The sequence below is a fragment of the Flagellimonas rhodophyticola genome, from assembly GCF_049332665.1.
In the GTDB taxonomy this organism is placed as follows: domain Bacteria; phylum Bacteroidota; class Bacteroidia; order Flavobacteriales; family Flavobacteriaceae; genus Flagellimonas.
In genome coordinates this window covers 3,350,634-3,376,970 of sequence record NZ_CP186326.1, presented here as the reverse complement: position 1 = coordinate 3,376,970, position 26,337 = coordinate 3,350,634, and the positions used below count along the sequence as shown (strand labels likewise).

Annotated in this window: 16 protein-coding genes; 10 read left to right on the top strand and 6 right to left on the bottom strand. The window is 38.6% G+C overall.

Annotated features, from left to right (window positions below):
* Positions 1 to 39 precede the first annotated feature (39 nt).
* Genes ACOKFG_RS15145 through ACOKFG_RS15115 form a run of 7 tightly spaced genes read left to right on the top strand, consistent with a single transcriptional unit; the run spans position 40 to position 12,654 of the window.
* Positions 40 to 3,561: a VCBS repeat-containing protein gene (locus ACOKFG_RS15145; protein ID WP_422861541.1), complete on the top strand. Its 3,522-nt coding sequence runs from the start codon at positions 40 to 42 to the stop codon at positions 3,559 to 3,561.
* Positions 3,558 to 7,070, top strand: a complete 3,513-nt coding sequence (locus ACOKFG_RS15140) for a VCBS repeat-containing protein (protein WP_298791073.1) — start codon at positions 3,558 to 3,560, stop codon at positions 7,068 to 7,070. Before ACOKFG_RS15145 ends, ACOKFG_RS15140 begins: the two co-directional genes overlap by 4 nt.
* Before the next feature lie 10 nt (positions 7,071 to 7,080).
* Positions 7,081 to 8,388, top strand: coding sequence for a vanadium-dependent haloperoxidase (locus ACOKFG_RS15135; protein WP_298791071.1), 1,308 nt, complete (start codon positions 7,081 to 7,083; stop codon positions 8,386 to 8,388).
* A gap of 52 nt (positions 8,389 to 8,440) precedes the next feature.
* Complete coding sequence (locus tag ACOKFG_RS15130; protein WP_298791069.1) at positions 8,441 to 9,538, top strand: DUF5009 domain-containing protein; 1,098 nt, start codon at positions 8,441 to 8,443, stop codon at positions 9,536 to 9,538.
* A 58-nt stretch (positions 9,539 to 9,596) separates the two neighbouring features.
* Positions 9,597 to 10,283: a 3-keto-disaccharide hydrolase gene (locus ACOKFG_RS15125; protein WP_298791067.1), complete on the top strand. Its 687-nt coding sequence runs from the start codon at positions 9,597 to 9,599 to the stop codon at positions 10,281 to 10,283.
* 40 nt (positions 10,284 to 10,323) lie between these two features.
* Positions 10,324 to 11,292, top strand: coding sequence for a formylglycine-generating enzyme family protein (locus ACOKFG_RS15120; RefSeq protein ID WP_298791066.1), 969 nt, complete (start codon positions 10,324 to 10,326; stop codon positions 11,290 to 11,292).
* 27 nt (positions 11,293 to 11,319) lie between these two features.
* On the top strand, positions 11,320 to 12,654 hold the full coding sequence (locus ACOKFG_RS15115; protein ID WP_422861540.1) for a Gfo/Idh/MocA family protein: 1,335 nt from the start codon (positions 11,320 to 11,322) through the stop codon (positions 12,652 to 12,654).
* A gap of 44 nt (positions 12,655 to 12,698) precedes the next feature.
* On the opposite strand, the gene ACOKFG_RS15110 is transcribed toward ACOKFG_RS15115, so the two are convergent.
* On the bottom strand, positions 12,699 to 14,057 hold the full coding sequence (locus tag ACOKFG_RS15110; protein ID WP_298791064.1) for a Gfo/Idh/MocA family oxidoreductase: 1,359 nt from the start codon (positions 14,055 to 14,057) through the stop codon (positions 12,699 to 12,701).
* Positions 14,058 to 14,503: 446 nt separating this feature from the next.
* Here ACOKFG_RS15110 and ACOKFG_RS15105 point away from each other — a divergent pair, with 446 nt between their 5' ends.
* On the top strand, positions 14,504 to 16,060 hold the full coding sequence (locus tag ACOKFG_RS15105; protein WP_299486159.1) for a sulfatase family protein: 1,557 nt from the start codon (positions 14,504 to 14,506) through the stop codon (positions 16,058 to 16,060).
* Positions 16,061 to 16,980: 920 nt separating this feature from the next.
* Positions 16,981 to 18,090, top strand: coding sequence for a hypothetical protein (locus ACOKFG_RS15100; RefSeq protein ID WP_299486157.1), 1,110 nt, complete (start codon positions 16,981 to 16,983; stop codon positions 18,088 to 18,090).
* A 10-nt stretch (positions 18,091 to 18,100) separates the two neighbouring features.
* On the opposite strand, the gene ACOKFG_RS15095 is transcribed toward ACOKFG_RS15100, so the two are convergent.
* Positions 18,101 to 18,367 carry a hypothetical protein gene (locus tag ACOKFG_RS15095; RefSeq protein ID WP_298791060.1) on the bottom strand — a complete coding sequence of 89 codons (267 nt, stop codon included), beginning with the start codon at positions 18,365 to 18,367 and terminating at the stop codon, positions 18,101 to 18,103.
* 413 nt (positions 18,368 to 18,780) lie between these two features.
* Here ACOKFG_RS15095 and ACOKFG_RS15090 point away from each other — a divergent pair, with 413 nt between their 5' ends.
* On the top strand, positions 18,781 to 22,014 hold the full coding sequence (locus tag ACOKFG_RS15090) for a two-component regulator propeller domain-containing protein (protein WP_298791058.1): 3,234 nt from the start codon (positions 18,781 to 18,783) through the stop codon (positions 22,012 to 22,014).
* Positions 22,015 to 22,040: 26 nt separating this feature from the next.
* On the opposite strand, the gene ACOKFG_RS15085 is transcribed toward ACOKFG_RS15090, so the two are convergent.
* From ACOKFG_RS15085 to ACOKFG_RS15070, 4 genes are all read right to left on the bottom strand, one after another.
* Positions 22,041 to 22,769: a LytR/AlgR family response regulator transcription factor gene (locus tag ACOKFG_RS15085; RefSeq protein ID WP_298791056.1), complete on the bottom strand. Its 729-nt coding sequence runs from the start codon at positions 22,767 to 22,769 to the stop codon at positions 22,041 to 22,043.
* 62 nt (positions 22,770 to 22,831) lie between these two features.
* Positions 22,832 to 23,389, bottom strand: a complete 558-nt coding sequence (locus ACOKFG_RS15080) for a hypothetical protein (protein ID WP_298791054.1) — start codon at positions 23,387 to 23,389, stop codon at positions 22,832 to 22,834.
* A 33-nt stretch (positions 23,390 to 23,422) separates the two neighbouring features.
* Positions 23,423 to 25,408, bottom strand: a complete 1,986-nt coding sequence (locus tag ACOKFG_RS15075) for an OmpA family protein (protein WP_298791052.1) — start codon at positions 25,406 to 25,408, stop codon at positions 23,423 to 23,425.
* 11 nt (positions 25,409 to 25,419) lie between these two features.
* The gene (locus ACOKFG_RS15070; protein WP_298791050.1) at positions 25,420 to 26,328 is read right to left on the bottom strand and encodes a PorP/SprF family type IX secretion system membrane protein; all 909 of its coding nucleotides are present in this window, start codon (positions 26,326 to 26,328) and stop codon (positions 25,420 to 25,422) included.
* Positions 26,329 to 26,337 lie beyond the last annotated feature (9 nt).

Genomic DNA, 26,337 nt, shown 5'->3' with positions numbered 1-26,337 from the left:
ATTTATGATTGGATTCCTTTTTTTAAACCGTTTAAATAAATGTTCGTCAATCATCATATTTGGATTCGTTCGATAATTGTTTTCTTAACACTTGCATTATCTGCTGTTTCATGTGAAGAAAACACAACTAAGCTATTTCATGATTTATCACCCAAAGAAACAGGAATATCATTCAGCAATACCCTAGTAATTGGTGGCGAACCCAGTGTACTTGAATTTGAATATATGTATAACGGCGCGGGGGTTGCCGTGGCAGATTTTGATCAAGATGGACTGCAAGATATTTACTTTACCGGCAATATGGTCAGCAATCGCTTATACCGTAATCTTGGGCAATTTAGGTTTGAAGATATTACGACATCAACAAACGTCAGTACCTCAGGTTGGTCAAATGGTGTTGCCATAGTAGATATCAATCAAGATGGATTTCCAGACATTTATGTATGCAAAGGAGGGCCAAGGGGTTCTTCAGATGAAGATCGTGCCAATCTGCTATTTGTGAACAATGGAATGGAGGATGGGAAATTATCCTTTACCGAAGAAGCAAGTAAATGGGGTATAGCTGATAGTAGTTATTCTGTTCAAGCCAATTTTTTTGATTATGATGGTGACGGGGATTTGGATATGTATCTTCTTAGCAACGCTTTGGTCGATTACAACAGAAACACATCTCGCCCCAAAGACTGGTCCGGTAAGGCCCCTTCAGTAGATAAACTGTTTAGGAATAATGGAGACGCCACTTTTACGGATGTATCCAAGGAAGCCAAAATACTTATGGAAGGGTTTGGTCTGGGGGTAGAGGTATATGATTTCAATGAAGATGGATGGGTGGATATTTATGTGTCCAATGATTTTTTAACCGATGACTTTCTCTATATCAATCAAAAGGATGGAACCTTTAAAAATGAGATTTCCGAATACATGGGCCATCTTACTTTCAATGGAATGGGCAATGATATCGCAGATATCAATAATGATGGTTTAATGGATGTGGTAGTTTTAGATATGCTGCCTCCGGATAACAAAAGATGGAAGTTGACCATGATGGGCAATAACTATGATGAACACCATAATGCCCTTTCCAACGGATACCAACCCCAATATATTAGAAATACCTTGCAAATAAATAATGGAAATGGCTCATTCAGCGAAGTTGGTCAAATTGCAGGAATATCGGCTACCGAATGGAGCTGGAGTGCTTTGCTTTCTGACTATGACCATGATGGGAAAAAAGACCTATTTGTTACCAATGGATATCGCCAAGATATTACCAATTTAGATTTTATGGTGTATGGCAATACCATTTTGTCCATGGGTTCTGAACAAGCCAATAGAGAGAAACGTCTAGAAGCTCTGAACAAACTACCGGGAATAAAACGGTCAAATTATTTGTTCAAGAATGAGGGGGAACTGCAATTTAAAGACATATCAAAGGAAGCTGGAATTACAAAACCCACTTTTTCAAATGGTGCGGCTTACGCAGATTTTGATAATGATGGGGATTTTGACCTAGTAATCAATAATATAGATGACCCAGCAAGCATCTTAAGAAATAATACCGAAGTAGATAGCACACAGTCCTATTTGAAATTCCGATTTAAAGGTGTTGCCCCGAATTTGGAAGGAATAGGAAGCCAAGTTGAGATTCACTATCAAGGGCAACTTCAAAAACAATATTTTACGCCCTACAGAGGATATCTTTCATCTGTAGAGTCAAGTCTTCACTTTGGCCTAGGGGATATTAAGAAAATTGATAGCGCTATAGTTACTTGGCCAAATAAAATGCAGGAAGTATTAAAGAATATTCCTGTCAATCAAGAATTGGTTCTGCATCAAAATAATGCGCAGACCTCTAAAAAGAATAATGTAAAGAAAACGGTTGGGCTATTTAAAAAAAGCGATAGTATCGGATTGGAATTTACCCACAAGGAGAATGACTTCGTGGATTATAAGATACAACCGCTCCTACCTCATATGCTTTCCAAAAATGGTCCCGGAATGGCTGTAGGTGATGCTAACGGAGACGGACTTGAAGATGTCTATATCGCTGGGGCAATGGGGCAGCCTGGAACATTAAAAATACAAAGTAAAGATAGAAGCTCCTTTTCAGAAATTGTTTTTCAAGATTCAGATTCCGAGGATATGGGCGCTTTGTTTTTTGATGCGGATTCAGATGGTGATCAAGATTTGTACGTGGTAAGCGGTGGGTCATCCGCAGCAAAAGGAAGTATAGCATATCAGGACCGTATTTATGAAAATGACGGTACAGGAACATATACATTAGTAGATGCTTTATCCGAATCCCTGGTAAGTGGGTCTGTGGTAGCTGGAGCAGATTATGACAAAGATGGGGATATAGATCTTTTTGTGGGGGGTAGAGTGCAACCAGGAGAATATCCCATGTCCCCAAAAAGCTCCTTACTTAAAAATGAAAGTTCCATTGGGAATATCAAGTTTAATGCTGACCACAGTTTTTTAAATAATTCAGGGGAGCTAGGAATGGTCACCGCTGCGCTATGGACCGATTTTGATAACGATTCTTGGATTGATTTGATCGTTGTTGGTGAGTTCATGCCCATACGATTTTTTAAAAATAGTGAAGGTAATCTTCAAGAAATTACGGAACAGATTGCGCTAAAGGGAACCAATGGTTGGTGGAACAGTATAGCATCTGGTGATTTTGATAACGATGGGGATAGTGATTACATCCTTGGAAATTTTGGCCTGAACAGTCGCTATAAAGCGAGCGTAACCGAACCACTTTGCATTTATGCCAAAGATTATGATAAGAATGGTCAAATAGACCCAGTAATGTGCCATTACATAGATGGAAAAAATTACATAGCACATTCTAGAAACGATCTTATTGACCAAATCAATGCCATGCGGGTGAGGTTTAGAACCTATTCTGAATACGCAGAAGCCACTTTTGAAGAATCATTTACGGAGGGAGAACTTGCAGATGCCCATATCGTTAAAAGTGAAACCTTTGCCAGTAGCTATCTTGAAAACTTAGGAAGTGGAAGGTTTGCGTTAAAACCCTTACCTATTTCTATGCAAACGGCTCCTTTGTATGGTATAAGTATTGGCGATTATAACCATGATAGTCACCTAGATGTGTTGGCCGTAGGGAATTTTTATAGTGGAGAAGTATTTAACGGTCGTTATGATGCATCTATTGGATGGCTTATGACTGGAGATGGTAAAGGAGACTTTGAAGCATTGAAAGTAGATGAAAGTGGATTCTTTGTAAAGGGAGACGCAAAAAGTCAGGTAAATTTATTTACAGACGATTCTGAATTAATACTTTCTGGAATCAATAATGGGGAATTAAAAATTCATTCCAGAAATCTGGAAAATGCGTTTGTGTACAATCCAAGTCCCCAAGATGCTTCCATAACAATCCACTTTGAAGATGGTTCTGTACAAAAGAGGGAATTGTATTATGGTTCTGGGTATTTATCGCAAGGGAGTCGTAGGCAAATCATCCCTAAAAAAGCCAAATACATTATGGTAAAGAATTTCAAAGGAGAGGAAATAAAAACTGATGTAAGAAAATGAAAAAGACGTCCATACTTGTTTTGGTTTGCAGCGTGCTTTTGGTCACCATTTCTTGCGACAGGGGCAACTATCCTAGGTTTCAATTACTAAGCCCATCAGAATCGGGTATTGACTTCAACAATAAGATTGTTGAAAATGACAGTATCAATGTATTCAATTTCATGAATATTTATACCGGTGCAGGTACCGCCGTTGGTGATATCAACAATGACGGACTGGTAGACGTCTATTTTAGCGGTAATATGGTTTCCGGTAGACTTTATCTCAATAAAGGAAACATGAAATTTGAGGATATCACGGAAAAATCTGGCCTGATAAACAATCGTTGGGGTACTGGAGCTGCAATGGTTGATATCAATCAAGATGGTTTTTTGGATATCTATGTATGTGTTTCTGGCAGTGCCAAACTTGAAGAACGGGCAAACATGCTTTATATCAACAACGGGAACAATACATTTACCGAGCGAGCTGCAGAATATGGTTTGGATGATACACGACAATCCATGCATGCGGCCTTTTTTGACTATGATAAGGATAATAACCTAGATATGTACCTTTTGGTCAATCCCGCTGCATATGAATACAATGTAAACGTAAGCAACCCTCGAAAATTAGATGGCTCATCCGTAAGCAATGACCGCCTGTATAGAAATGAGGGTAATGGGAAGTTCACAGATGTTTCCTTAACATCGGGTATTCTTGTAGAAGGCTACGGTTTGGGTGTGGGCATATCGGATATTAATAATGATTCGTGGCCTGATATATACATTTCCAATGATTTTGTGGGGAATGATATTTTATATATCAACCAAAAGGATGGAACATTTAAAGACGAATTGGACACCTATCTAAAACATACTTCCTATGCAGGTATGGGGAACGATATAGCAGACATTGATAATAATGGAAGCCCGGATATTATGGTTTTGGATATGCACCCTGAAGATAATTTTCGACAAAAATTGATTATTTCCTCTACGGGCTATGATCGGTTTAATTTTATGTTGGATGCCGGCTATTCTCCACAATACACCAGAAATACACTTCAACTGAATCAAGGTGAAGGAAGCTTTAGTGAAATTGGTTATTTGGCAGGAGTAAGTAGTACGGACTGGAGCTGGAGCGCACTCTTGGCCGATTATGACAATGATGGATTAAGAGACCTATATGTTACCAATGGATTTTTAAGAGATTTAGGGAACTTGGATTACATTCATTATCAAAATAGGAGCAATAGTCCTATGGGTGATAGGGAAACAAAAATTAAGGAGAAATTAAATTCCATTCATAATTTGCCAAGAGCTGAACTGGTCAATTACGCCTTTAAAAATAACGGCAACACTACTTTCGAAAATATGTCCGAAGGATGGGGCATAAGCGATAAGAGTTGTTCCAATGGTGCTGCCTTTGCTGACTTAGATAATGATGGCGATTTGGATTTGGTTATCAACAACGTAAACCAAAATGCTTTTGTTTATGAAAATACCAATGAAACAAAAGGGAGTAATTTTCTACAACTGAAATTAAAAGGAGATAAAGGAAATCTCGAAGGAATCGGTTCGCGGATTAAGATAAATTCTAGAAACACCACCCAACATTATCAACATTATTTAAGTAGGGGGTATGAGTCTAGTGTTGACCCTACCATTCATTTTGGGCTTGGCACTGATACAATTGTCGCAACGGTAGAGATATGGTGGCCGGATGATTCTTATCAAAAAATAGCGAATGTAAAATCAAACCAAAAGCTAATAATAAGACAATCCGAATCGAAAAAGGCCGAAGTTCAAAACCAGATTTCACCTGTTGAAACAAAAAAATGGTTTGCAGAGATCACTGATTCCCTGGGTATCGATTACATTCAAAAAGAAGACCCTATAGTTGACTTTCGCATTCAACCGATTCTACCACATATGCATTCTCGAGGTGGACCTGGTATAGCCATTGGTGATGTTGACTCCAACGGAATGGAAGATTTTTATGTAGGTGGTGCGGCAGGTTCAACAGGACAAATCTACCTGCAACAAGAAGACGGTTTTAAAAACAGTTTTGTGGGATATGAGGAAAGTTTAAGAGAAGATATGGGTATGCTGTTCTTTGATGCCGATGGAGATGGGGATCAAGATTTATATGTGGTAAGTGGCGGTATTCCCACTTCATACAAAGAGGATGTCTATCAAGATAGACTGTATGCAAATGATGGAAAAGGAAATTTTTCACTCACCAATGCACTACCAGTTAATGATATCAGTGGTTCATGCGTTACAGCTTCTGATTATGATAACGATGGGGATTTGGACTTATTTGTGGGAGGCAGGGTCGACCCTGGTAATTACCCCATGCCGACGACCAGTCAGTTATATGAGAATATATCTACTGAAGGTGAACCTAAATTTAGGGAAATAGGAAAAAACATCGAAAATTGGGAAAAATTGACCATGGTGACTTCCGCTATATGGTCAGATTATGATAATGATGGATGGTCGGATTTGATTGTAGTTGGCGAATTTATGCCTATAACTATATTCCATAACGATAGAGGGACATTAAAGCTTGTGGAAAGCCCCACCGGACTTGAAAAATCGGAGGGTTGGTGGAACAGTATCTCAAGTGGTGATTTTGACAACGACGGAGATATGGATTACATAGTTGGAAATTTGGGCTTGAATACCAAATACAAAGCTTCCAAAGATGAGCCGCTATGTATTTATGCTAAGGATTACGACAAGGACGGCAGAGTAGATCCAATTATGTGTTATTACAATGATGGTGAAAATTACATTTCCCATACTCGGGATAAACTAATAGAACAGGTTAATGCTATGAGAGGGCGCTTTAAAACGTATCAGTCCTATGCCGAGAAAACCTTTGAAGAATCTTTCTTGCCGGAAGAATTGGAGGATGCATATGTAGTAAAAAGTCATGTATTTGAAAGTTCCTATGTGGAAAACCTTGGTCAAGGAAAATTCCAATTGACCACACTTCCTTTAAGTGCCCAAGTAGCTCCGACAGAAGGGATAATTGTTGAAGATTTCGACCAAGATGGAAATTTAGATCTTTTATTGACCGGAAATTCATATGTGACAGAAGTCTCCAATGGACGATACGATGCACAATTGGGCACTGTCTTAAAAGGAAGAGGAGACGGAACGTTTGATTATATCCAAATAGCAGAAAGTGGACTTGTAAATAAGTATGATACCAGCGGTCTTGCCCAACTTAAAAACAAGGAGGGCAAATCGCTTATCATCATTGGAAATAACAGCGGGCCACTAAAAGTATTTGAATCTCAATTCAAGGATAAAAAATTGGAATTCCATGATGTGGCCGATGAGAGCATGTTTGCCATTGTCACTTTTACCAATGGAGAAAAACAGAAAAGAGAGTTTCAATATGGATCAGGATATCTGTCGCAACAGTCTAGAAGAATTGCAATACATGGTAAAATAAAGCAAATTGACATCACTAACTTTAAGGGGAACACAAAAACAGTTTATGAAAATGATTAAATCATGGGTTATGCTGGGTTTAGTAACTACGATGGTAATAGTTTCTTGTGGTGAAACACATAAACCGGAAGAATTGGATGCCTATTTTGAGAATAGTGTCACCATATATAATCGAAAGCTTACAGATGTTATTGTAGCGGATATTTTCACACCCCCAGTGGCAAGTAGAATTTATGCCTATTCGAACATTGCAGCGTACGAAGGCATTCGATTTATGGATTCCACAAAAATCTCGCTTGGAGTGCAATTAAACGATTTGGACCTTACGGCTAGACCCGAGCCCAATAAAGAATATTACTATCCGCTAACCTCTATGGTTGCATTTCTTAATGTGGCTAAAGTCTTGGTTTTTGATATAGAAAGAGTGGACAATTTGCGTAAAGACCTTTTGAAGGATGTCCAAGAAATAGGAATTGACAAAGAGATTTATGAAAATTCCATCGCTTTAGGAGATGCTATTTCGTCGGATATCATTGAACGAGCAAGTACTGATGGTTATTTACGTCGTACGGCGCTACCCCGTTATAGTGTAAACAAAGATCCTGGCCGATGGAAGCCTACCCCTCCTGATTATATGGAAGCTATCGAGCCTCATTGGAATACTATTAAACCCTTTGTGTTGGATTCCGCAGGTCAGTTTGACCCAGGCTTACCTACCAGTTTTGATGTTTCCAATACCTCCCAATTTTACAAAGAAGCTCAGGAAGTATACCAAACGGTAAAGAACGTTGATGAAACCCAATTGGAAATTGCAAAGTTTTGGGATTGTAACCCAAATATTTCAACCACCAAGGGTCATGTGATGTATTTTCAACAGCAAATTTCGCCAGGTGGACACTGGGTACACATTGCTGCTCAGGTATTGGAGGAGAAAAAAGAAAACCCAGTAAATGCATCGGCGATACTCGCACAGACAAGTATTGCCATAGCAGATGCCTTTATTAGTTGTTGGGACCAAAAATATAAGAGCAGTCTAACCCGCCCCGAAACCTTTATCAATGAACATGTGGATTCGGACTGGAAGCCTATTTTACAGACCCCTGCTTTTCCTGAGCATACCTCTGGGCACAGTGTAGCTTCGTCCGCTGCTGCAACGGTTTTGACCAAGTTGATAGGCGATAATTATGCTTTTATCGACTCAACAGAGGTACCCTATGGATTGCCACCAAGAAAATTCAATTCATTCTTTGAAGCATCCGAAGAAGCGGCCATCAGTAGACTTTATGGAGGAATCCATTATCGTCCGGCTATAGAACTAGGAGTTCAACAAGGCAAAGCCGTAGGCGCATATGTAAATGAAAAAATAGATTTGAACTGATATGTAGTCATATTACAACCAATAAAATACCCAACCAATTAAACCTTCAATTATGGAACCGACACCTTCAAAACGCTTATTTTCCTTGGATGTGTTCCGAGGAATGACCATGTTCTTGCTGATTGCAGAGGCTGCCGGTTTTCATCATTCTTTTTACGATTTGGTCAAGGATATTCCGTTTCTTTCTGGTTTAGGGGAGCAATTGCACCATCATCCTTGGCATGGGTTTCGTTTTTGGGACTTAATTCAACCCTTTTTCATGTTTATAGTGGGAGTGGCTATGCCATTCTCCATAGGAAAGCGTTTGAAAACAGGTGCCAAAAAGGCTGTGACACGTCATATTCTTCAACGTTGTTTCCTGCTGTTTTCCTTTGGGGTATTGCTACATTGCGTGTATAGTCATGCATTGGTTTGGGAGCTTTGGAACGTGCTGGTACAACTCGCATTTACGATACTAATTGCTTATGCAATTATGAATTTGTCGAACCGAAATCAACTCCTAATTTCGATAGGTCTTTTGGTTCTTACAGAATTCCTTTATAGACTTTATAACCCCGCAGACCCCTTTAACAATGGAGCTAGTTTTGGCTCTTTTATGGATCGCATTTTTATGGGAAAAATCAACGGTGATGGTTGGGTAACCATCAATTTTATTCCTACAGCGGCACATACCATTTGGGGTGTAGTTTGCGGCCGACTTCTTTTAACTAAAGGTAATGCTGCACAAAAATTAAAAGCATTTGCGCTTTGGGGAAGTATAGCCATAGTTTTAGGAATAGCATTGGATGTTTTAAACATTACACCCGTTATAAAAAGACTGGCCACTACCTCTTTTACCTTGCTTTCAGGCGGAATAGCGGTTTTAGTGCTTGCCCTGTTTTACTGGCACATTGATTTGAAGGGAAATGCAAAAAAATGGATGCGGTTTTTCTCTGTAGTAGGTACTAATTCCATTTTTATATATCTATTGGCGGAAACCGTAGGCATACAATGGTTTAGAGGTTTTGGCAAGATCTTTACGCACGGAATTCTTCATCCTTTGGGAATGGGGGAACATGGCATCATGGTTATCAATTCACTTTTTGTGCTTTTGATTTTTTGGTACCTGACCTATTTCTTGGATAAAAAGAAGGTCTATTTTAAAGTGTAGTGGAAGAGTAAGCCCGAACTTATTCAAACACGATTAAGGAAAATTAAAATCTATTTAAATGAAGTATTTTATAGCAGTTCTATCTATCTCCATAATGTTTTTCTCATGCAAAGAGGAAACATCATCAAGTCTTTTTAATGGAAAGGATTTAAGTGGTTGGCACGTTGATGTTCCTGAAATGGACACTATTCCAAATACCATAAACCCATTTATCATTAGAGATGGGATGTTGGTGAGCTTGGGTACCCCAAGAGGTCATCTAATCACGGATGACATTTACAAAGATTATAGATTGGAAGTGGAGTATCGTTTTCCTGGAGAACCAGGAAACTGCGGAGTTTTGGTACATGCATCAACTCCAAGAGCACTGTATAAAATGTTTCCGAAGTCTATAGAAGTGCAAATGCAACATGAGGATGCTGGTGATTTTTGGGTCATTGTTGAAGATATTGAAGTGGACAATATGGTAGAACGGAGAGGACCAAAATCGGAATGGGGAATTACGGAAGGTAAAAAACGCAGAATAGTTAACCTTACTGATGGATCTGAGAAACCCTTAAAAGAATGGAACAATATGATTATCGAATGTCTAAAAGATGAAATAAAAGTGTGGGTAAACGGGGACCTTGTCAACCATGGATATAATGCAACGGTGACCAGCGGTCAAATAGCGCTGCAAGCAGAAGGCTCGGAAGTGGAATTTCGTAAAGTAAACATTACATCGATAGCTGCGCTATCGGAATAATTAATTGTTATAAAACATCGATTTATACTAAGATCAACGAATGATTATTTTAAAATCGCAAAAATTCTTTTTCCTATGGGCTATGTTCATAGCGCATATGGCCTCAATATACGCCCAGCAAAAACAGGGTTATGTACAGGAATTACCTGATACCTCACTAGAAATCAATATGGTTGCTATTCCCAGTGGTTCTTTCATTATGGGAAGCCCAAACAGCGAGAAAGGAAGAGATGAGGATGAAGGGCCACAACGAAAAATGCCTATTGAAGGATTTTGGATGTCCAGCTATGAAATCACTTGGAAACTCTATAGCCTGTTTTTGCAACGCGAATTGGATAAAGCTGAGTTTATAGATAAAGGAAATGAAGTAATAAAAGAAGTAGATGCGGTTGCCGGCGCAACAATACCCTATGTGGATATGAGCTTAGGGATGGGCACTGGAGAAAATATTCCCATTGGTAATGTAACGCAATTAGGGGCTTCAAAATTTTGTGAGTGGCTTTCAGCGATTACCGGGAATTTTTATCGATTGCCCACAGAAGCGGAGTGGGAGTATGCTGCAAGGGCCAAAACTGAGGGGGCTCATTTTTTTGAGGGAAATGATACTTTGGAAGAATACGCTTGGTTTTCGGATAATAGTGGTGAAACCTATCATGAAATTGGTCAAAAAAAACCGAACCCCTGGGGACTTTACGATATGTATGGCAATGTTGCGGAATGGACTTTGGATCAATATGATGCCAATACGTATGCCGAAAGTACCACTACTTTTATTTGGGTTGAAAAAGAATATCCTGTAGTAATTCGGGGAGGATCATATAAAGATGGTCCAGAAATGCTGCGCAGTGCATCAAGAACATTTTCCAAACCTGTTTGGAAACAGAGAGACCCCCAGTTTCCAAAAAGTAAATGGTGGCATACAGATGCTCCGTTCGTGGGCTTTAGAATTGTACGGCCGTATAAGACACCGAACATAGAATCACAGCATAGTTACTGGCTTGAAGAATAACGATACTAATTTGAAAACATTAAGAAGATGAAAAAAGACAAAACATCAAAAAGACAAAACACAAGAAGGGATTTTGTTAAAAACACTACCCTCTTATCGGCGGGGATGTTATTGCCAACATTAGATGTTGGAGCGATGGCCAATGTATTTGAAAACAAAACCTTGAAATTGGCATTGGTAGGTTGCGGTGGACGAGGTTCCGGTGCGGCTGATCAAGCACTACAAGCCGATGATAATGTTGAACTGGTGGCCATGGCAGATGCTTTTGAAGACAGACTCACAAGCAGCTTTAATAATTTGAGTGAGAAATATGCAGGGACGGAGAAGATTAACGTGAAAGAGAAAAATCGTTTTGTAGGTTTTGATGCCTATAAAAAAGCGATTGATTTGGCCGATGTGGTCATTTTGGCCACCCCACCTGGCTTTAGACCACAGCATTTTGCATATGCTATTGAAAATGACAAGCATGTATTCATGGAAAAACCTTTAGCAACCGATGTTCCTGGCATTCGGAAAGTTTTAGAAATGGCTGAGGTGGCAAAGTCGAAGAAATTGAATGTTGTAGTTGGGTTACAGCGGCACTATCAAGAAAATTATCTACAGACATTAGACTTACTTGAAAATGATACAATCGGTAAGATTGTTTCAGGTCAGGTCTATTGGAATAGTGCAGGGGTTTGGGTGAAACCCAGAAAACCGGAATATACCGAGATGGAATACCAAATGCGCAATTGGTATTATTTCAATTGGTTATGCGGTGATCATATTTTAGAGCAGCACATTCACAATATTGATGTGGCCAATTGGTTTATAGGGGAGTATCCAGTTTCAGCCCAGGGCATGGGAGGTAGGCTGGTTCGTACAGGCAAGGAGTATGGGGAAATTTTCGACCATCATTTTGTTGAATTTACGTATCCAAGTGGTGCTGTAGTGGCTAGCCAATGTAGGCATCAGCCTAACACCATGTATAGGGTAGGTGAAGCATTTCAAGGCACAAAAGGAACCGTTGTGACCAATGATGGAGGTACCGCCAAGATTTACGATATCAATGGTAAGGAACTGCACTCGATTTCAAATAGTGAGGGGCATAACCCGTACCAAGAAGAACATAACAGACTTTTTGCCTCTATTAGAAATAATGAAGTCATCAATAATGGAGAGTATGGAGCTAAGAGTACAATGACTGCCATATTGGGGAGAATGGCCACATACAGTGGAAAAGTGATTACTTGGGAAGAAGCGATGAAATCAGAGTTAAGTTTGGTGCCAGAAGAGCTTTCATGGGATGCAAATCCACCAGTAATGCCCAATGAAGATGGTTCTTATCCCATACCGACACCTGGAAAATCTATTGTACTATAAATTGATAGGGCAATACCAATACAGCATCTTGATTGAAGGGTAGTCTAAAAACTATCCTTCATCCAATTATAGGGCTTTCTCTTTATCCAAAGACCTCTGGTAAAATCAGGAAAATTCTGAGGTTCTCCATTATTTTCAATAGACACTTCAGATAAAGGTGTTACCGCGCTCCAAGCAGCAGCATCATAAGCATCCATAGGTGGGGCAATATTTTGCTTGGCTGATTCCACAAAAGCATTCATTACAAAAAAGTCCATACCTCCATGTCCAGAACCTTCGGCATATGCTCCATATTTTTTCCATAAAGGATGGTCATATTCTTTTAACCATGAGGTAGCCTCATCCCATGCATGGGGTTCCGATTTGCCTTCTACATAAATTCTATTTCCATCTACCTCCCATAGTCCATTTGCCCCTTGCACACGAAACCCTAGGGAATAGGGGCGTGGCAAATTACAATCATGGGTGATTATTATTGTTTCTCCTCTGGCCGTTTCAATGGTTGAAGTGATTACGTCACCCTGTTTAAATTTCACCTTGGCATTTGGGTGACTTTCCCCACCATGTTTTAGTACGTAATTGTGTAATCCAATCGCTTTTGAAGCGTATGAACTCATGGAAACAAATCGATTCCCTCTGTTGATATCAGCCATAGCCGCTATGGGTCCCAAACCATGGGTAGGATACACATCTCCATTGCGTTTTACAGAATGCTCGGTTCTCCATTTTGCTTCGGAAATAGCTTTCTCACCAAACTCTACGCCGCCGCCGTAAGGTTGTTGGCCATTGTTGAATTTGACCTGCCTTAAATCGTGTTGGTAACCACATCTAAAATGAACCGTTTCACCGAAAATGTTCTGTTTTACCATATTGAGAACAGCCATTACGTCCCTTCTATAGTTAACGTTTTCCAAAATCATCATATGTGTGCCCGTTTGTTCATGGACATTGACCAAATCCCAACATTCTTCCAATGTATTTGCTGCCGACACTTCTACACCTGCGTACTTTCCTGCTTTCATCGCATCTACAGTCATGCGAACATGCCACAGCCAAGGGGTTGAGATGATTACAGCATCCACATCTTTTAATTCCAAGAGGTTTCGATAATCATAATCATTTTTTCCAAAAATTTGAGGTGATTTGCCACCTGCAGTTTTAATCATTTCCTTAGCCAAATCGATTCTGACTGGGTCGATATCGCAGATAGCGGTTACCTCTACATCTTTTCTTAGTAAAATATTGGTAAGATGGTTTGTACCCCTTAAACCAACACCAATAAAACCAACCTTCAATGTATCTTCAAACGTGTTGGATACGAAACCTGAAGCAATATTTGGGGCAAGAATAGCCCCTGCTCCTAAAATGGAACTGCTTTTTATAAACTTTCTTCTTGAATTCATGGCTTATTGATGTTTTTAGATGGTTAATGCATTATACACTAAAGTGTTTTTCTATTAAGAACTCAATCTGTATTAGACTGATGACTGTGCTATATAGCTTTTGGCATTTTCCGAGTTGACAACACCAAAATTGGTAACAACTTTTCCTAGTGAAATACCTTTTTTAACAATAGGTTTTCAATCACATATCGTAGCCCTAATGAAGTCAAAAGTAGTAAAAAAGTCATACAAAACAGGAATAATGTGTACGATAACACATTTTTGATATATTTGTTTTGATATTTTCAAAGCCACAACAGCAACCAGAATATTGGGGGTGATAAGTGGAGGGTTAAAGAGGTTGGGTATGCCATACTGAATTGCCTCGGTTCAGAAATAAAAAAAAGGAAGTATGGAATTATCCAAAGGTGTTTATTATTTTAAAGCAATTGATTGAAATAATGACGATGAAGGCTAATAATACATGGCATATAAGATTCCTGCCAGTGGTGCTGCTAATCATACTGTGTAGTTCCTGTACCCAACCAAAACAACCAAAACAACCAAAAGAGTCCGACCCCTCACCTAATATTTTATGGATTTTCCTTGAGGATACCGCTCCCTTGCTAGGTGCTTATGGTACAACCCTTATTTCAACTCCAAATATTGATAGTCTTGCAAAACAAGGAGTTCTATATACTAATGTTTTTATGCCTGCACCGGTATGTTCGGCCAGTCGCTCCAGTATAATTACAGGAGTGATGTCAACCACTACCGGGACGCACAATCATCATAGTTCTAGAACAGAAGAATCTGCAATCTATTTACCAGATAGTTTAAAAACGATTCCGGAACTTTTTAAGCATGCGGGTTATTTCACTTTTAACAATGGCAAGGATGACTATAACTTTATGTATGATAGACGGAACTTATATACACAGGACTATAAGTTGCATCCATTGTATGGAAAAAGCGGAGTACACGTAAATTTGGATACGCTTAAAAATCAACAACCCTTCTTTGGGCAAATACAGTTAAAAGGAGGGAAAGAAATTTTTTCCAAGACCTTTAAGAATACTATAAAGACACCTGTTGACCGTTCGAAGATAATACTGCCACCGTACCTGCCAAACCATCCTGCAATTGTTGAAGAGTATGCCAATCACCTCGATGCCATTCAAATTACTGATGAAAAAGTCGGAGAGATTATCAAAGCCCTAACAGATAATGGTTTGTTGGAAAACACCGTGGTGTTCTTTTTTTCAGACCATGGAATGAGAATGACCAGAAACAAACAGTTCTTATATGATGGAGGGTTGCAGGTTCCTTTGGTCATTGCTGATTTCACCAAACGTGTTGGTGGTTTAGAACCTGGCACTATAAATGAAGATTTAATAAGCGGATTAGATATAGGTACTGGGTCTCTGGCTCTGGCTGGGATTGATATACCAAGTTATATGGAAGGTCAGAACATGTTTGATGATGCATATAAAAGAAGTTACGTTATTTCCACCAGAGATCGTTGCGATTTTACTATTGACAGGATTCGTTCCGTACGCTCAAAAACGTATAAATACATTCGAAATTTTAAGACAGACAGACCATATACGCAACCTACCTACATGGATTTTGATGACATTGAATTCGTAAAGGTGATGCATCAATTACATGCTGACGAAAAATTAGATTCAATACAAGACAGATTTATGTCAGATGAACGACCAGAAGAGGAATTGTATCATTTACCAAGCGACCCTTTTGAATTGAACAATCTTTCAAAAGAAACTAAATATACCAAAGTATTGCTGGAGTATTCCACTGTTTTGAATGATTGGATTCAAGAAACCGATGACAAAGGGCAATATCCAGAAGGCGAAGAGAATTTGAAATTGATGTTAGGCATCTGGGGGGAGCATGCGGTGAACCCTGAGTATGATGCTTTAAGAAAGAAATACCCAGACCTTGAGGGTTCTTTAGTTTCCTTCAAGAGTGCGTCCGCCGAATTGATTAGGGGTGATGACTAGTTGTTGCCATGATTAATCGAGATACGATTGCAAATTAAAAGGGTTCCAGCAAGAAAATATCCCAAACAAAAAAACGCTCAAGTAAACTTGGCGTTTTTTCTTATCGGACTATTTTTCCGTGACCTCGACAGGATTCAAACCTTATCCGGCTATCCCTTTATTTATAGGGTTTACGCAAAGCTTAGATTTTATGTTGACGAACTGCGGTTTACTAGATTTGCACATTCGTCAGACTTCAATATACGAAATCAAAACGAATTAATTCGATGTAAAATTTATGAGATTTAGTCATATTATTAGCAAGTAATGATTTTCTATTCAATACGGGCAATTAAAAATATTGAATAGTTATGTGTTAATAACGGTGCCAATAAACGACCGTTTTGTGTTATTGTCAGAGTCCTTTTAAGGTGTTCTGGACAAGTTTAGAAATAGGTATGGGGAATTGAACTTTTAAAATAAGCTATTAAAGTCTAGAAAAACCTGGGGCCAATTATTTCGCATAAAAGGTTAATTGCCACTAGAAACGTTATTTTTATAAGACACCTGAAAAACTATTGACAAAATTGTAGGACTCATCAATTATTAATAATAATGTTAAAGTCTTCCGGTCCAAATCTAATGCACCCAAAACCATATTTTGTCATACTTCCTTAGCTAAAAAACAATTTCAAAAAACACTTTTACTCACTAAGATTTTTTTGAACAGACCTCTTTTTTACTTTTTATAAGAGTGAACAGATTATACCGACATCTCTGATTGACCAATTCCGATAAATTGATATAAATCGCCGTTCACTGAACAGCAAATACAGACTGTCATTTTTTCAATGAACTTACATTCGATGATATAGATTTTCACTAAGACACCCATAAGAAAGATGTTTGAAAGACTTATTGAAATCCTTAATAGCCAATCAATGAGCACAAAGCACCATTTTTTTAAAAAAAAGCGACTTGTTCCCCTGCTTTTTCTCATTTCCAATTGTACAGTTGGTTATGGACAGTGCCTGGCACCCTTTAATTCTGGTTTGGATACCGATGGAGACGGTATAGCAAATTGCCAGGATTTGGATGATGACAACGACGGGATTCTTGATGAAGTGGAATGCCCTCCTGTAGAAGTTCTAAGTGCCCAAAATGCGGATGGTACTTTTGAATCCCTTTTCGGTGTTGCAAGTTACGATATACCTAATGGTGTAGTAGGTGTTCCATTATTTAATGGATTATTTACCCCTGGTGCCGGATGGGCTCAAGGGAATGGCTCTCCGGATTCATGGATTGCTCCTGTGCCTCCAACTGGTAGTGGGGTTGCTAATGGGATGCCTCCCTCGCCCGATGGCGGAGTTTTTATAGGTGCGAATGTTAGGAACAATTTCGGTGAATCGTTTTTTGTTCGATTGGACAATTTGGACGTAGGAAGAACCTACGTGTTAAAATTTTATCAAGCCAATGCAGGCATTGAAGGAATCACCCCCATTGATCCCACCCTGAAAGCACGTTGGAGAATCGGAGATTTTTTGGGTGCACCAATTTCTTTTAGTACCGCTATGGACTTTAAGGGGGCGGGCAACCAAATTTGGATACAACAAGAAATGACATTTACTGCCACCTCACCTACAAAATGGTTGGAATTCCGAGCAGATAGTGATGGTACTGGAATGGTAAATGAGTATATGGCAATTGATGGAATAAGTCTATATGCCCAACGATTAGCTGGTGATGTTTCCGATTGCTCTTTAGATACGGATGGTGATGGCATAATTGATTATGTTGACACCGATAGTGATGGTGATAATTGTCCGGATGCCCTAGAAGGTGATGGCGCTTTTACCAGAAATAACTTAGATGCAAGCAACAGATTTAATGGGGCTGTTGATACTGTACCCTCAAGCCAAACTTATGGAGTACCCTTGGCAGTGGCTGCCGGACAAGGAGTTGGTTCATCAAAGGACTTTACCATACGTCTGGGTTGCCCTACCTCGGTTATTGCCAATAGAGGTATCACCTTTAGGGTGAAAAAGAATTGACCAATACCTTTTATATATTCCTTCTCCGTACAATCTTACCTATCTTTTGGCAAAGATTCAAATGGAGTTCTCCAAAAATATCTTCATCAATTTCCAAGGCTTCTTGCCAATAATCATAATCTGGTAAATTTTTTATATTACCATTAACTACTCTATACACCATAAAGTCAGAACAATTAGATTTTACAAGTTCTTGCAGGGAACTCGTAAATAAACTTTTAGCTTCATCATTCAAACAAAGTTTGTAATTTATTGTATTAGATATTAGTGATTGCATATCAGATATGTTCTAAAAAAATATTGCAAATTCAATACTTACTATTTTTCTTATGTAAAAATATTTTTTTTCTTATAAATCTAAATTCAAAAAACCCTAAACGGTGGACCCAATGCCTTAAACGGAAATTGAATTTCAAAATAATGAAACTCTACCATGGGTCAATAATCAGTGAAATACCCACTTGATTTTGAATTTTTAGATTCATTGACCAATTTTATTGGAGATAGGGAAAGCAGAATTTCTGTTAAATCCTTAAAAACAGCTGTTGCCTTAATTGATTATAATTTTTCCATTGATCCGTCAATATGAATAAATTGTTAAGGGCTTGAAAACGTTAACGACTAATCCTAAAATGCTTAATTGACCGTATATTAGTAAGACGAGGTAATTTCATGCAAACATATGGTTTGTTGAGATTTGCTACAATCCAAACTTTTGGGTCATTTACCAACCATTTAAACAACTTGAGGATACCATACAGACATATTATTCTATTTAGCTTTTTTTTGATTTTGGGTGTTGCCCGAGCACAGGATTATACGATAAGGGATATTAAAATTAATCCAAACGGGGAATCCCATAAGTACAAGAATTTCATGCAGATGGATGATGATGGATTTCTATGGTATTCTACTTTTAATGGTTTTGTAAAGGACTTCGGCTCCTATAATGTTATCAGCCCTTTTATAGATAAAAACACGGATAACCTACCCAAACTTATACATGATTTTTTTATTGATAGCAAGCGGAGAGTATGGGTATCGGGAACTACGGGAATCTTTGTATCCAGCGAAACTTTAGATGTTAGTTCTAATCGAATAGAATTCAAACTTTTTTTAAAAGGGTTAGAACTGCAGGCAAACTCCTTTATCGAAGATTGCGATGGAAACCTATGGATTGCTGCTGGCGCCCGGGTGGATAATATTATTTTAAAAGTTGATTCCTCTTTGGTAGTCACTGAATATAAGGTTCCTGGAATTGAACCAAGATATGCAGACGATGCATATTTTTTAAGGAATTTTCTGCAGTTTGAAAGAATGATCGATTGTGATAAATTTCTAATTAGACAGGGACGTAAGCTATTTGTCCTGGACAAAGGGAAGGCCACGTTAATTGCTGATTTCACTTCGACACTTAACTATTTTCATGGTGGTTATTTGCATCCTGAATGGCAACATAATGGAGGTGATGGCCTATTGATTACGGACAATGGTGACTTCCTCTCGGAATCTATTGAAACGCAGTATAGCTATGAGGGAAGTATTTTTAAAACCCATTTCATAAAAGATTTGGATATTCAAGTACTTAGCTTACCTATTCAAGAGATGATTCTCATCAAGGAAGAGGATAACCCTGTACTAAAAAATCATGCCGACCTCATTGGTATCGAAGACTTGGGAAAAAAATTATCACTATTCAAAATGATGGAAATGAACGGGAGTCTTCATCTAAAAAAAACATATGAGATTCCATTTCCCAATTTAATCGATGATATTGAAATCGATAAAAACGGTATCATTTATGTCAGTAGCGATGACCACATAAGCAAAATAAAGTTCAGCAAGAATAATTTTAGTAGGATACTTAATTACAATGAGGGTCAAAGGATTGATGTAAGGGGTTTTTTGGAGCTTCCCAATAAAGAAATCCTTGCAGCCACTGATGAAGGGGTGTTTAAGCTTACCCCTTCCGATGATCCTTATAACAAAAGCCCTTATGAAACAGCAAAGGTTTTTGATAGGATGGAGCTGGGTTACCAGAAATCTTTTTTAAAAGTCAGTGATTCCACAGCCTGGTGCCTAGGGGAGAGTAATAAGCTTGTCAAAATAAATTACATTAAAAATAAGATTGAGGAGGTTCACTTATTTAACTCGCACTGGAGGTTGCCAAGTTTGCATTACTATGATCTCCTGCAATCTTCGGACTCTACCTTATTGCTTTCCAGTCATTATGGCCTTCACGAATTCAACACGGAACAAAACAAATTCCGGGAGCTACCCATTCCGATCGTTGAGAACAATAGGGAACTTTTTATTTGGGACCTTCATAGGGCCAAAAACAGACTCTTTATTGGTACTGATGCGAACGGACTCATTATAAAATATATTGATTCTGATACTTTTTTACAGTTAAACAACGATTCTACTGAAGGTAAACTGGCTCTTCCATCTAACAAGGTAAATTTGATTTTTGTTGATAGGCAAGAAAATATTTGGCTAGGTACAGACAAAGGAGCAGTGCACATAGACAAGAATTTGAAAGAATTGACAGTGATAAACGAAGCTCATGGTCTTACCAATCTAAATGTGTTGGGAATTTTGGAGGATATCGATGGAAATTTATGGTTCAGTACTCGTAACGGGCTTTACCAGTATGAGAAAGATTTAAAAAAGATCACCTCATTTTACGTGGAAGATGGACTACCTTTTAATGATTTTAATCCAAGTTCATATTACCGGTCTTCATCAGGCAATTTATTCTTTGGAGGGATTAACGGATTAATCACTTTTGACAGCGTTGCTGAGACTGTTCAATCCCAGGAAATCAGAATATTCCCCACCAAATTCGAATATTATGATGCCCAGGAGGAGAAAGAAATGAAGCTTGATGTTATTGACAAGGATACTCACAGCTTTAATCTTCCCTATGATAAAAGTTCATTTTCAATATCCTATACCATTAACGACTGTTATAATACAGATGCCAACAAATATGCTTATAGATTGGACGGAGTCACCGATGATTGGGTGAATCTGGGAAGCCAGACTACTCTGAAGCTGTTGTCCATACCCCCAGGTAATCATGTTTTAAGGATTAAAGGGTTGAATTCAACTGGTGTCGAATCGATTGACGAACTGGTTTATGATTTGAATATAGCGGAAGTTTTTTATAAGCAATCTTGGTTTTTAATTTTAAGTGGATTTCTCTTAGTGGGGCTATTACTTTTTTTAGTGCTGAGTTATGGCAACAAAGTGAAAAAAAAATATGCCCTAAACCTGGCATTGATTGAATTGGAAAGGAAAACATTGATATCCCAAATGAATCCCCATTTCATATTCAATGCTTTGAACGAGATACGAAATAGATTAAGAAATGACAGAACAAAGGGATTGGAACATTATGTGACCCTTTTTTCCAAACTCACTAGACTTACATTAGACGTTACCAGAAATGAGCGCATACAGCTCTCCAAGGAAATTGACTTTATCAAAAGTTATGTTACTTTGAGTAACATTGACAATGCTATTGATGTTACTTTAATAGTGAAATGTGAGGCTGATATTGATTTGGATGACCTTGTAATCCCTCCTATGATTTTGCAACCTATCATTGAGAATTCAATAATACACGGTTTTACTGAAAATCAGACAGAAAAAAAAATTGTCTTAAAAATTAAAAAATCGAGCCTTTCCCAGCAATTGATTTTTAGTGTCGAAGATAATGGATTGGGAATTATGACAACAAAAGAGATGAATGGCGATCAGCACCAATCGTATGCATCTCAAATATTGAAAGAACGGTTAAACCTTATGAACCAAATAAATCAAAGGAATGGGGAATACGAAATTAGGTTTCAAGATCTTACCGACGGACAAAAGTCGGGAACAAGGGTGATTGTCAGAATTCCATACACCAGAATATGAGTTTTTTAATTAATAAATCATGGAGGTTAGAAAAGTTCTAAAAGCTCTGCCCTTCTTCTTCTGGCCACAGGAATTCTATCCCCTGTATCCATGATCAATGTGCCATCTGGAAAAAATCTGTCCACTCTCTTTAAATTGACCAAATGAGATTTATGAACTCTAAAAAATAACGGAGCGGTCAAGGACTTTTCAAAATGTTTGATGCCATAAGAACTCAAATGGATATTGCCATCCGCCAAATGTATTTTGGCATAGCTGTCCACGCTCTCTAAACGCACAATGTCCATAATCTTTGGAAAGTAAGTACATCCCATGGTGGGTATAGCCACTTTTTTATTTTCCAATGCTTGGAGCTCGATTTTTAAATTATCTTTTTCTTTGGGCCATTTTTTACTGCTTTCCATTCTCTGCATAGCTTTCGTGATGATACCTACAAATTCAGCCTCATTGATAGGTTTCAATAAAAAGCCAAGAGCAAAACTCCGATAGGCATCAAGAGCAAAATCCGAGTGGGACGTGTAAAAAACCACCTCTGTGTTGGGTGATTTAAGTTGTTTTATGAGGTCTAAGCCACTTAAGTCGGGCATTTCCATATCTAAGATCAATACATCTGGTTTGTGCTCATTGACATAATCAAGTCCAGCTATTGGGTCTGAGAAACATTCTAAAAGCTCAAAGTTATCAAAGTTTTTTGCCAAAAGCTCTTTGCAATATTCTATATCTGAAACCGTATCGTCAATAATTGCAAATGTCATTTTTAAGCTGTATTATATGTTAATTATAACTGGAATTTTCCTGGTAATCTGTAGAGGGTCATTTAATTATGTTGCAATATCCTTAAAAAATCAGTTATTTGCTGAATATATTCTTGCTTGTTTCTGGATACGTCCATAATCCAGATTCCCTCAATTTCACAGAGCCTTTCATAGCAACGCTTATTTGTAGGTGCAAAAACAATTGGAACATCAAGCTTTTCCAACTCCAAATAATCAATAAATTCAAAGACTTCATTAAAGACGAACAGGATAAAAATAAAATCCGTAGTTGCCATTATCTGAAGCGTATTTTTTATTTCATTGACCTTTTTTAAACGATGTATGCGGATTTTGGTGTTTTTTAATACATGCTTGATTGCGTTGCTCATAGGCCCCTGCCTGTCATATATTATAAAATCTATGGTTTCCTGCATAGTAAATGGTTTGGGTAAAAGGGTTTTATGCGCTTCTTGAGAAGTATTTGAGGGCTTGGTCGGAGACATCCGATTAAATTCCTTTGTGCTATTAAAGGTATTTCTTACATATGGTTTTTGGTCCAAAAATATCCCACTGATGGTTTTTCTCAATTTATCGTTTGATAAAAGGGCTTTTTGATTCATCTATCGTTTTGCTTTGTCCATTTTATGGAAAAACTACCTCTCTTTGGTCAGCAAGCTGGTAGGTTGGCCTTTACTTATTTGAATGATTGGAAATTCCGTTCTTCTATTAAGCTCCAATTCTTCTGCAGAACAATTCCCAATTCCCATGCAATCATTAATCGGTTGGCGCTTTCCATAGCCTTTATAGGATAGGATTTGGTTTTTAGGGACCCCGTTGGCTATCAAATATTCATACGTTGATTTGGCACGGGCTTCTGACAAGTTATCATTGTAGGTATGGCTGCCCACAGGATCAGTATGGGATTCTAGACGTATGGTCATTTCAGGATAGATTTCTGTCATTAATTTGATTACTTTGTCAAGTTCCATGGCCGCATCTGGCCTAATGTTACTTTTGTCAAAATCAAAGTATATTTTGTTAAGGTCAGCCAGGATCTTCAAATCCAACACGGGCTCCAACGGGATATCCTTGTAAATACGCTCTGTAGCCCTTGGCGTTATTGAAGTATTAAAGTACACATGCTCATGGGGATGTGTTTTGCGTACGGCCTCTATCATGTATACCCTATGCCTATCAAGTGGCATTTTATACCTCCCATTTTCATCGGTGATGACCTTATGGATCAAATCACCAGTGCTCTGATCATATAGCGATATCTGCACACTATCCAATACTCTTAGATTTATGGCGTCAGTTACTGTTCCTTCAATGTCCAATGGCGGGGTAAGCCTAAATTTGTAAATATCATCACTCCCCTCACCTCCCTTTCTATTGGAACTTACGTAGCCATCAATTCCATTGTCCAGAGCATAGTACCCAAAATCATCTTTTTCACTGTTCATAGGTTTTCCCAAGTTCACGACTTCTTTGATAATTCCATTTTCATCGGCTACTGTGGCAAAGACATCCAATTGTCCATAGCCCACGTGGCCATCAGAAGAGAAGAAAAGTTGCCCCTCATTGTTTACATAAGGAAACATTTCGTTACCTGAGGTGTTTACAATCGGTCCTGCGTTTATAGGATGTCCCACACCTCCCCTTGGATGGATCTTACAATAGTAAATGTCCGTTCCCCCATATCCACCAGGTTGGTCCGAAGCAAAATATAATAGAGTTCTACTGGAGTTTACCGATGGGTGTCCATTGGAATAATGGTCAGCGTTGGTTTTTAAGCCTCGGATGACCTTCCAATGGCCATCGACTTTATCTGCTCTGAAGATTTTCAGATTATTTCGTTTTTCTATGTTTCTATCCTCCGTTCTTCTCGTGGAAAAACTCTCCTTATTGTTGAAATAATTACTTCGAGTGAAGTAAATAATGGTATCATTCTTATAATCTGTGGAAAAGACCATAGAGCTTTCATGGAACCTGGAATTGATTTCTCCTTCAAACCTACGAGGTACTTCCGTTGTGCTACCTTCAGTGATTTGAAAAATATCCAACCAGGGTTCGTCGTTCCAACTATAGTTATTTTTGAAGGACTTTTCCCTACGACTGGAGCTGAAATAAAGTTGGCCATCATGGACGAAAGCCCCAAACTCGCTATACTCGGTGTTGAAATGAACGGGTTCGAGGTCATATTGTTCTTTGCTATTGAAAACTACAGAGGCCAAATTACCATCCTTTAAAAACTGTTTGACCCTGGTGTCTTTCCTATGTAATTTCCCGTAGCGTTTCAACCATTTCAATGCTGCTTTTTCTTGCCCGGAACTTTTCAACGCCATGGCATACTCGAAATAATAATTGGTTGGCGTATCTGGTTCATGGATGAACTGCTCAAAATGGGGCAAGGCTTTTTCAAAGTCCCGTAAGAATAAATGACATTCCGCCAAACGTTGATGAGCGTGCAGTGCATTTTTCCCATCAGTCATTTTTTCGTATTCAGGGATTGCCTTGGCGTAGGCGAATTTGTAGAATAACTGATCTGCTCTTTTTTGGATAATGGATTGTGCATTCAGTGACAGTGCCCCAAAAAGAGCAAGTAACATAAAAACAGAAGTGGTGCTATAATGTTTCATGATATATAGGTTTAAAAGTATCTGGGGGATCTATACAAACGGGTCTTTTTGGGCAATCTTGGTTCAAAAATTAGAATGGCCTCATGCGTCCCGCCAGAATAAGGTCTGATAATGGAAGTTGGCAGGTCATAGGCGTAGCCCAATCGTATGGTATTGGAGATTTGAAAATCCACGAAAGCCCCGAAATTGGAAGCATCATTGAACCTGTAGGAGGCACCGACCCATAGTTTTTCATTAAATAAAAAGCTGGATGTAATATCGTAGGTCGAAGGTGCCCCGCTGGTGAACTTTGTAATAAAAGCGGGACGGAATTTAATGTCAGCGGAAAGATCAAGGACGAGCCCTCCAATCGCATAGTAACTGTTCCTTTCCAAAGCTTGGAATTCTCCCTCGTTCAGATCGGTGTTCAATATCCTTGGTGATGAGAAGCCAACATACCATCTATTACTACTTAAGTAGGCGCCCGCGCCAAAATTTGGTTTCCAGCTGTTGAAATTGCTGCTAAAGAAAGGGTCGCTTAGATCAGGGTTTTCCAATTTATAATTGGTGAGCCCTGCCTTAAGTCCAAATGAGAGCTTCGCTTCCTCAGTCACGGGAACGGTATATGAAAAATCACCATATACATAGTTGGTACTCTCAAAACCCAATTGGTCGGAAATATAGGATAGACCCAGGCCCACACGTTCGTTGTTCAAAGGGGTATGGAACGAAAAGGTACTGGTGGTCGGGTTTCCGTTAAGACCTGCCCACTGGTTACGGTGCAAGGCCGTTACATTGATTCCTTCCCTGCTTCCTGCATAGGCAGGGTTAACAGAAATCGTATTGAACATGTATTGCGTGAACTGTGGCAATTGTTGCCCACTTACCGCCAAGCCGTACAGTGTTATGACTGCAATTAGATATTTATCTATGGTTTTCATGCTTTCCAT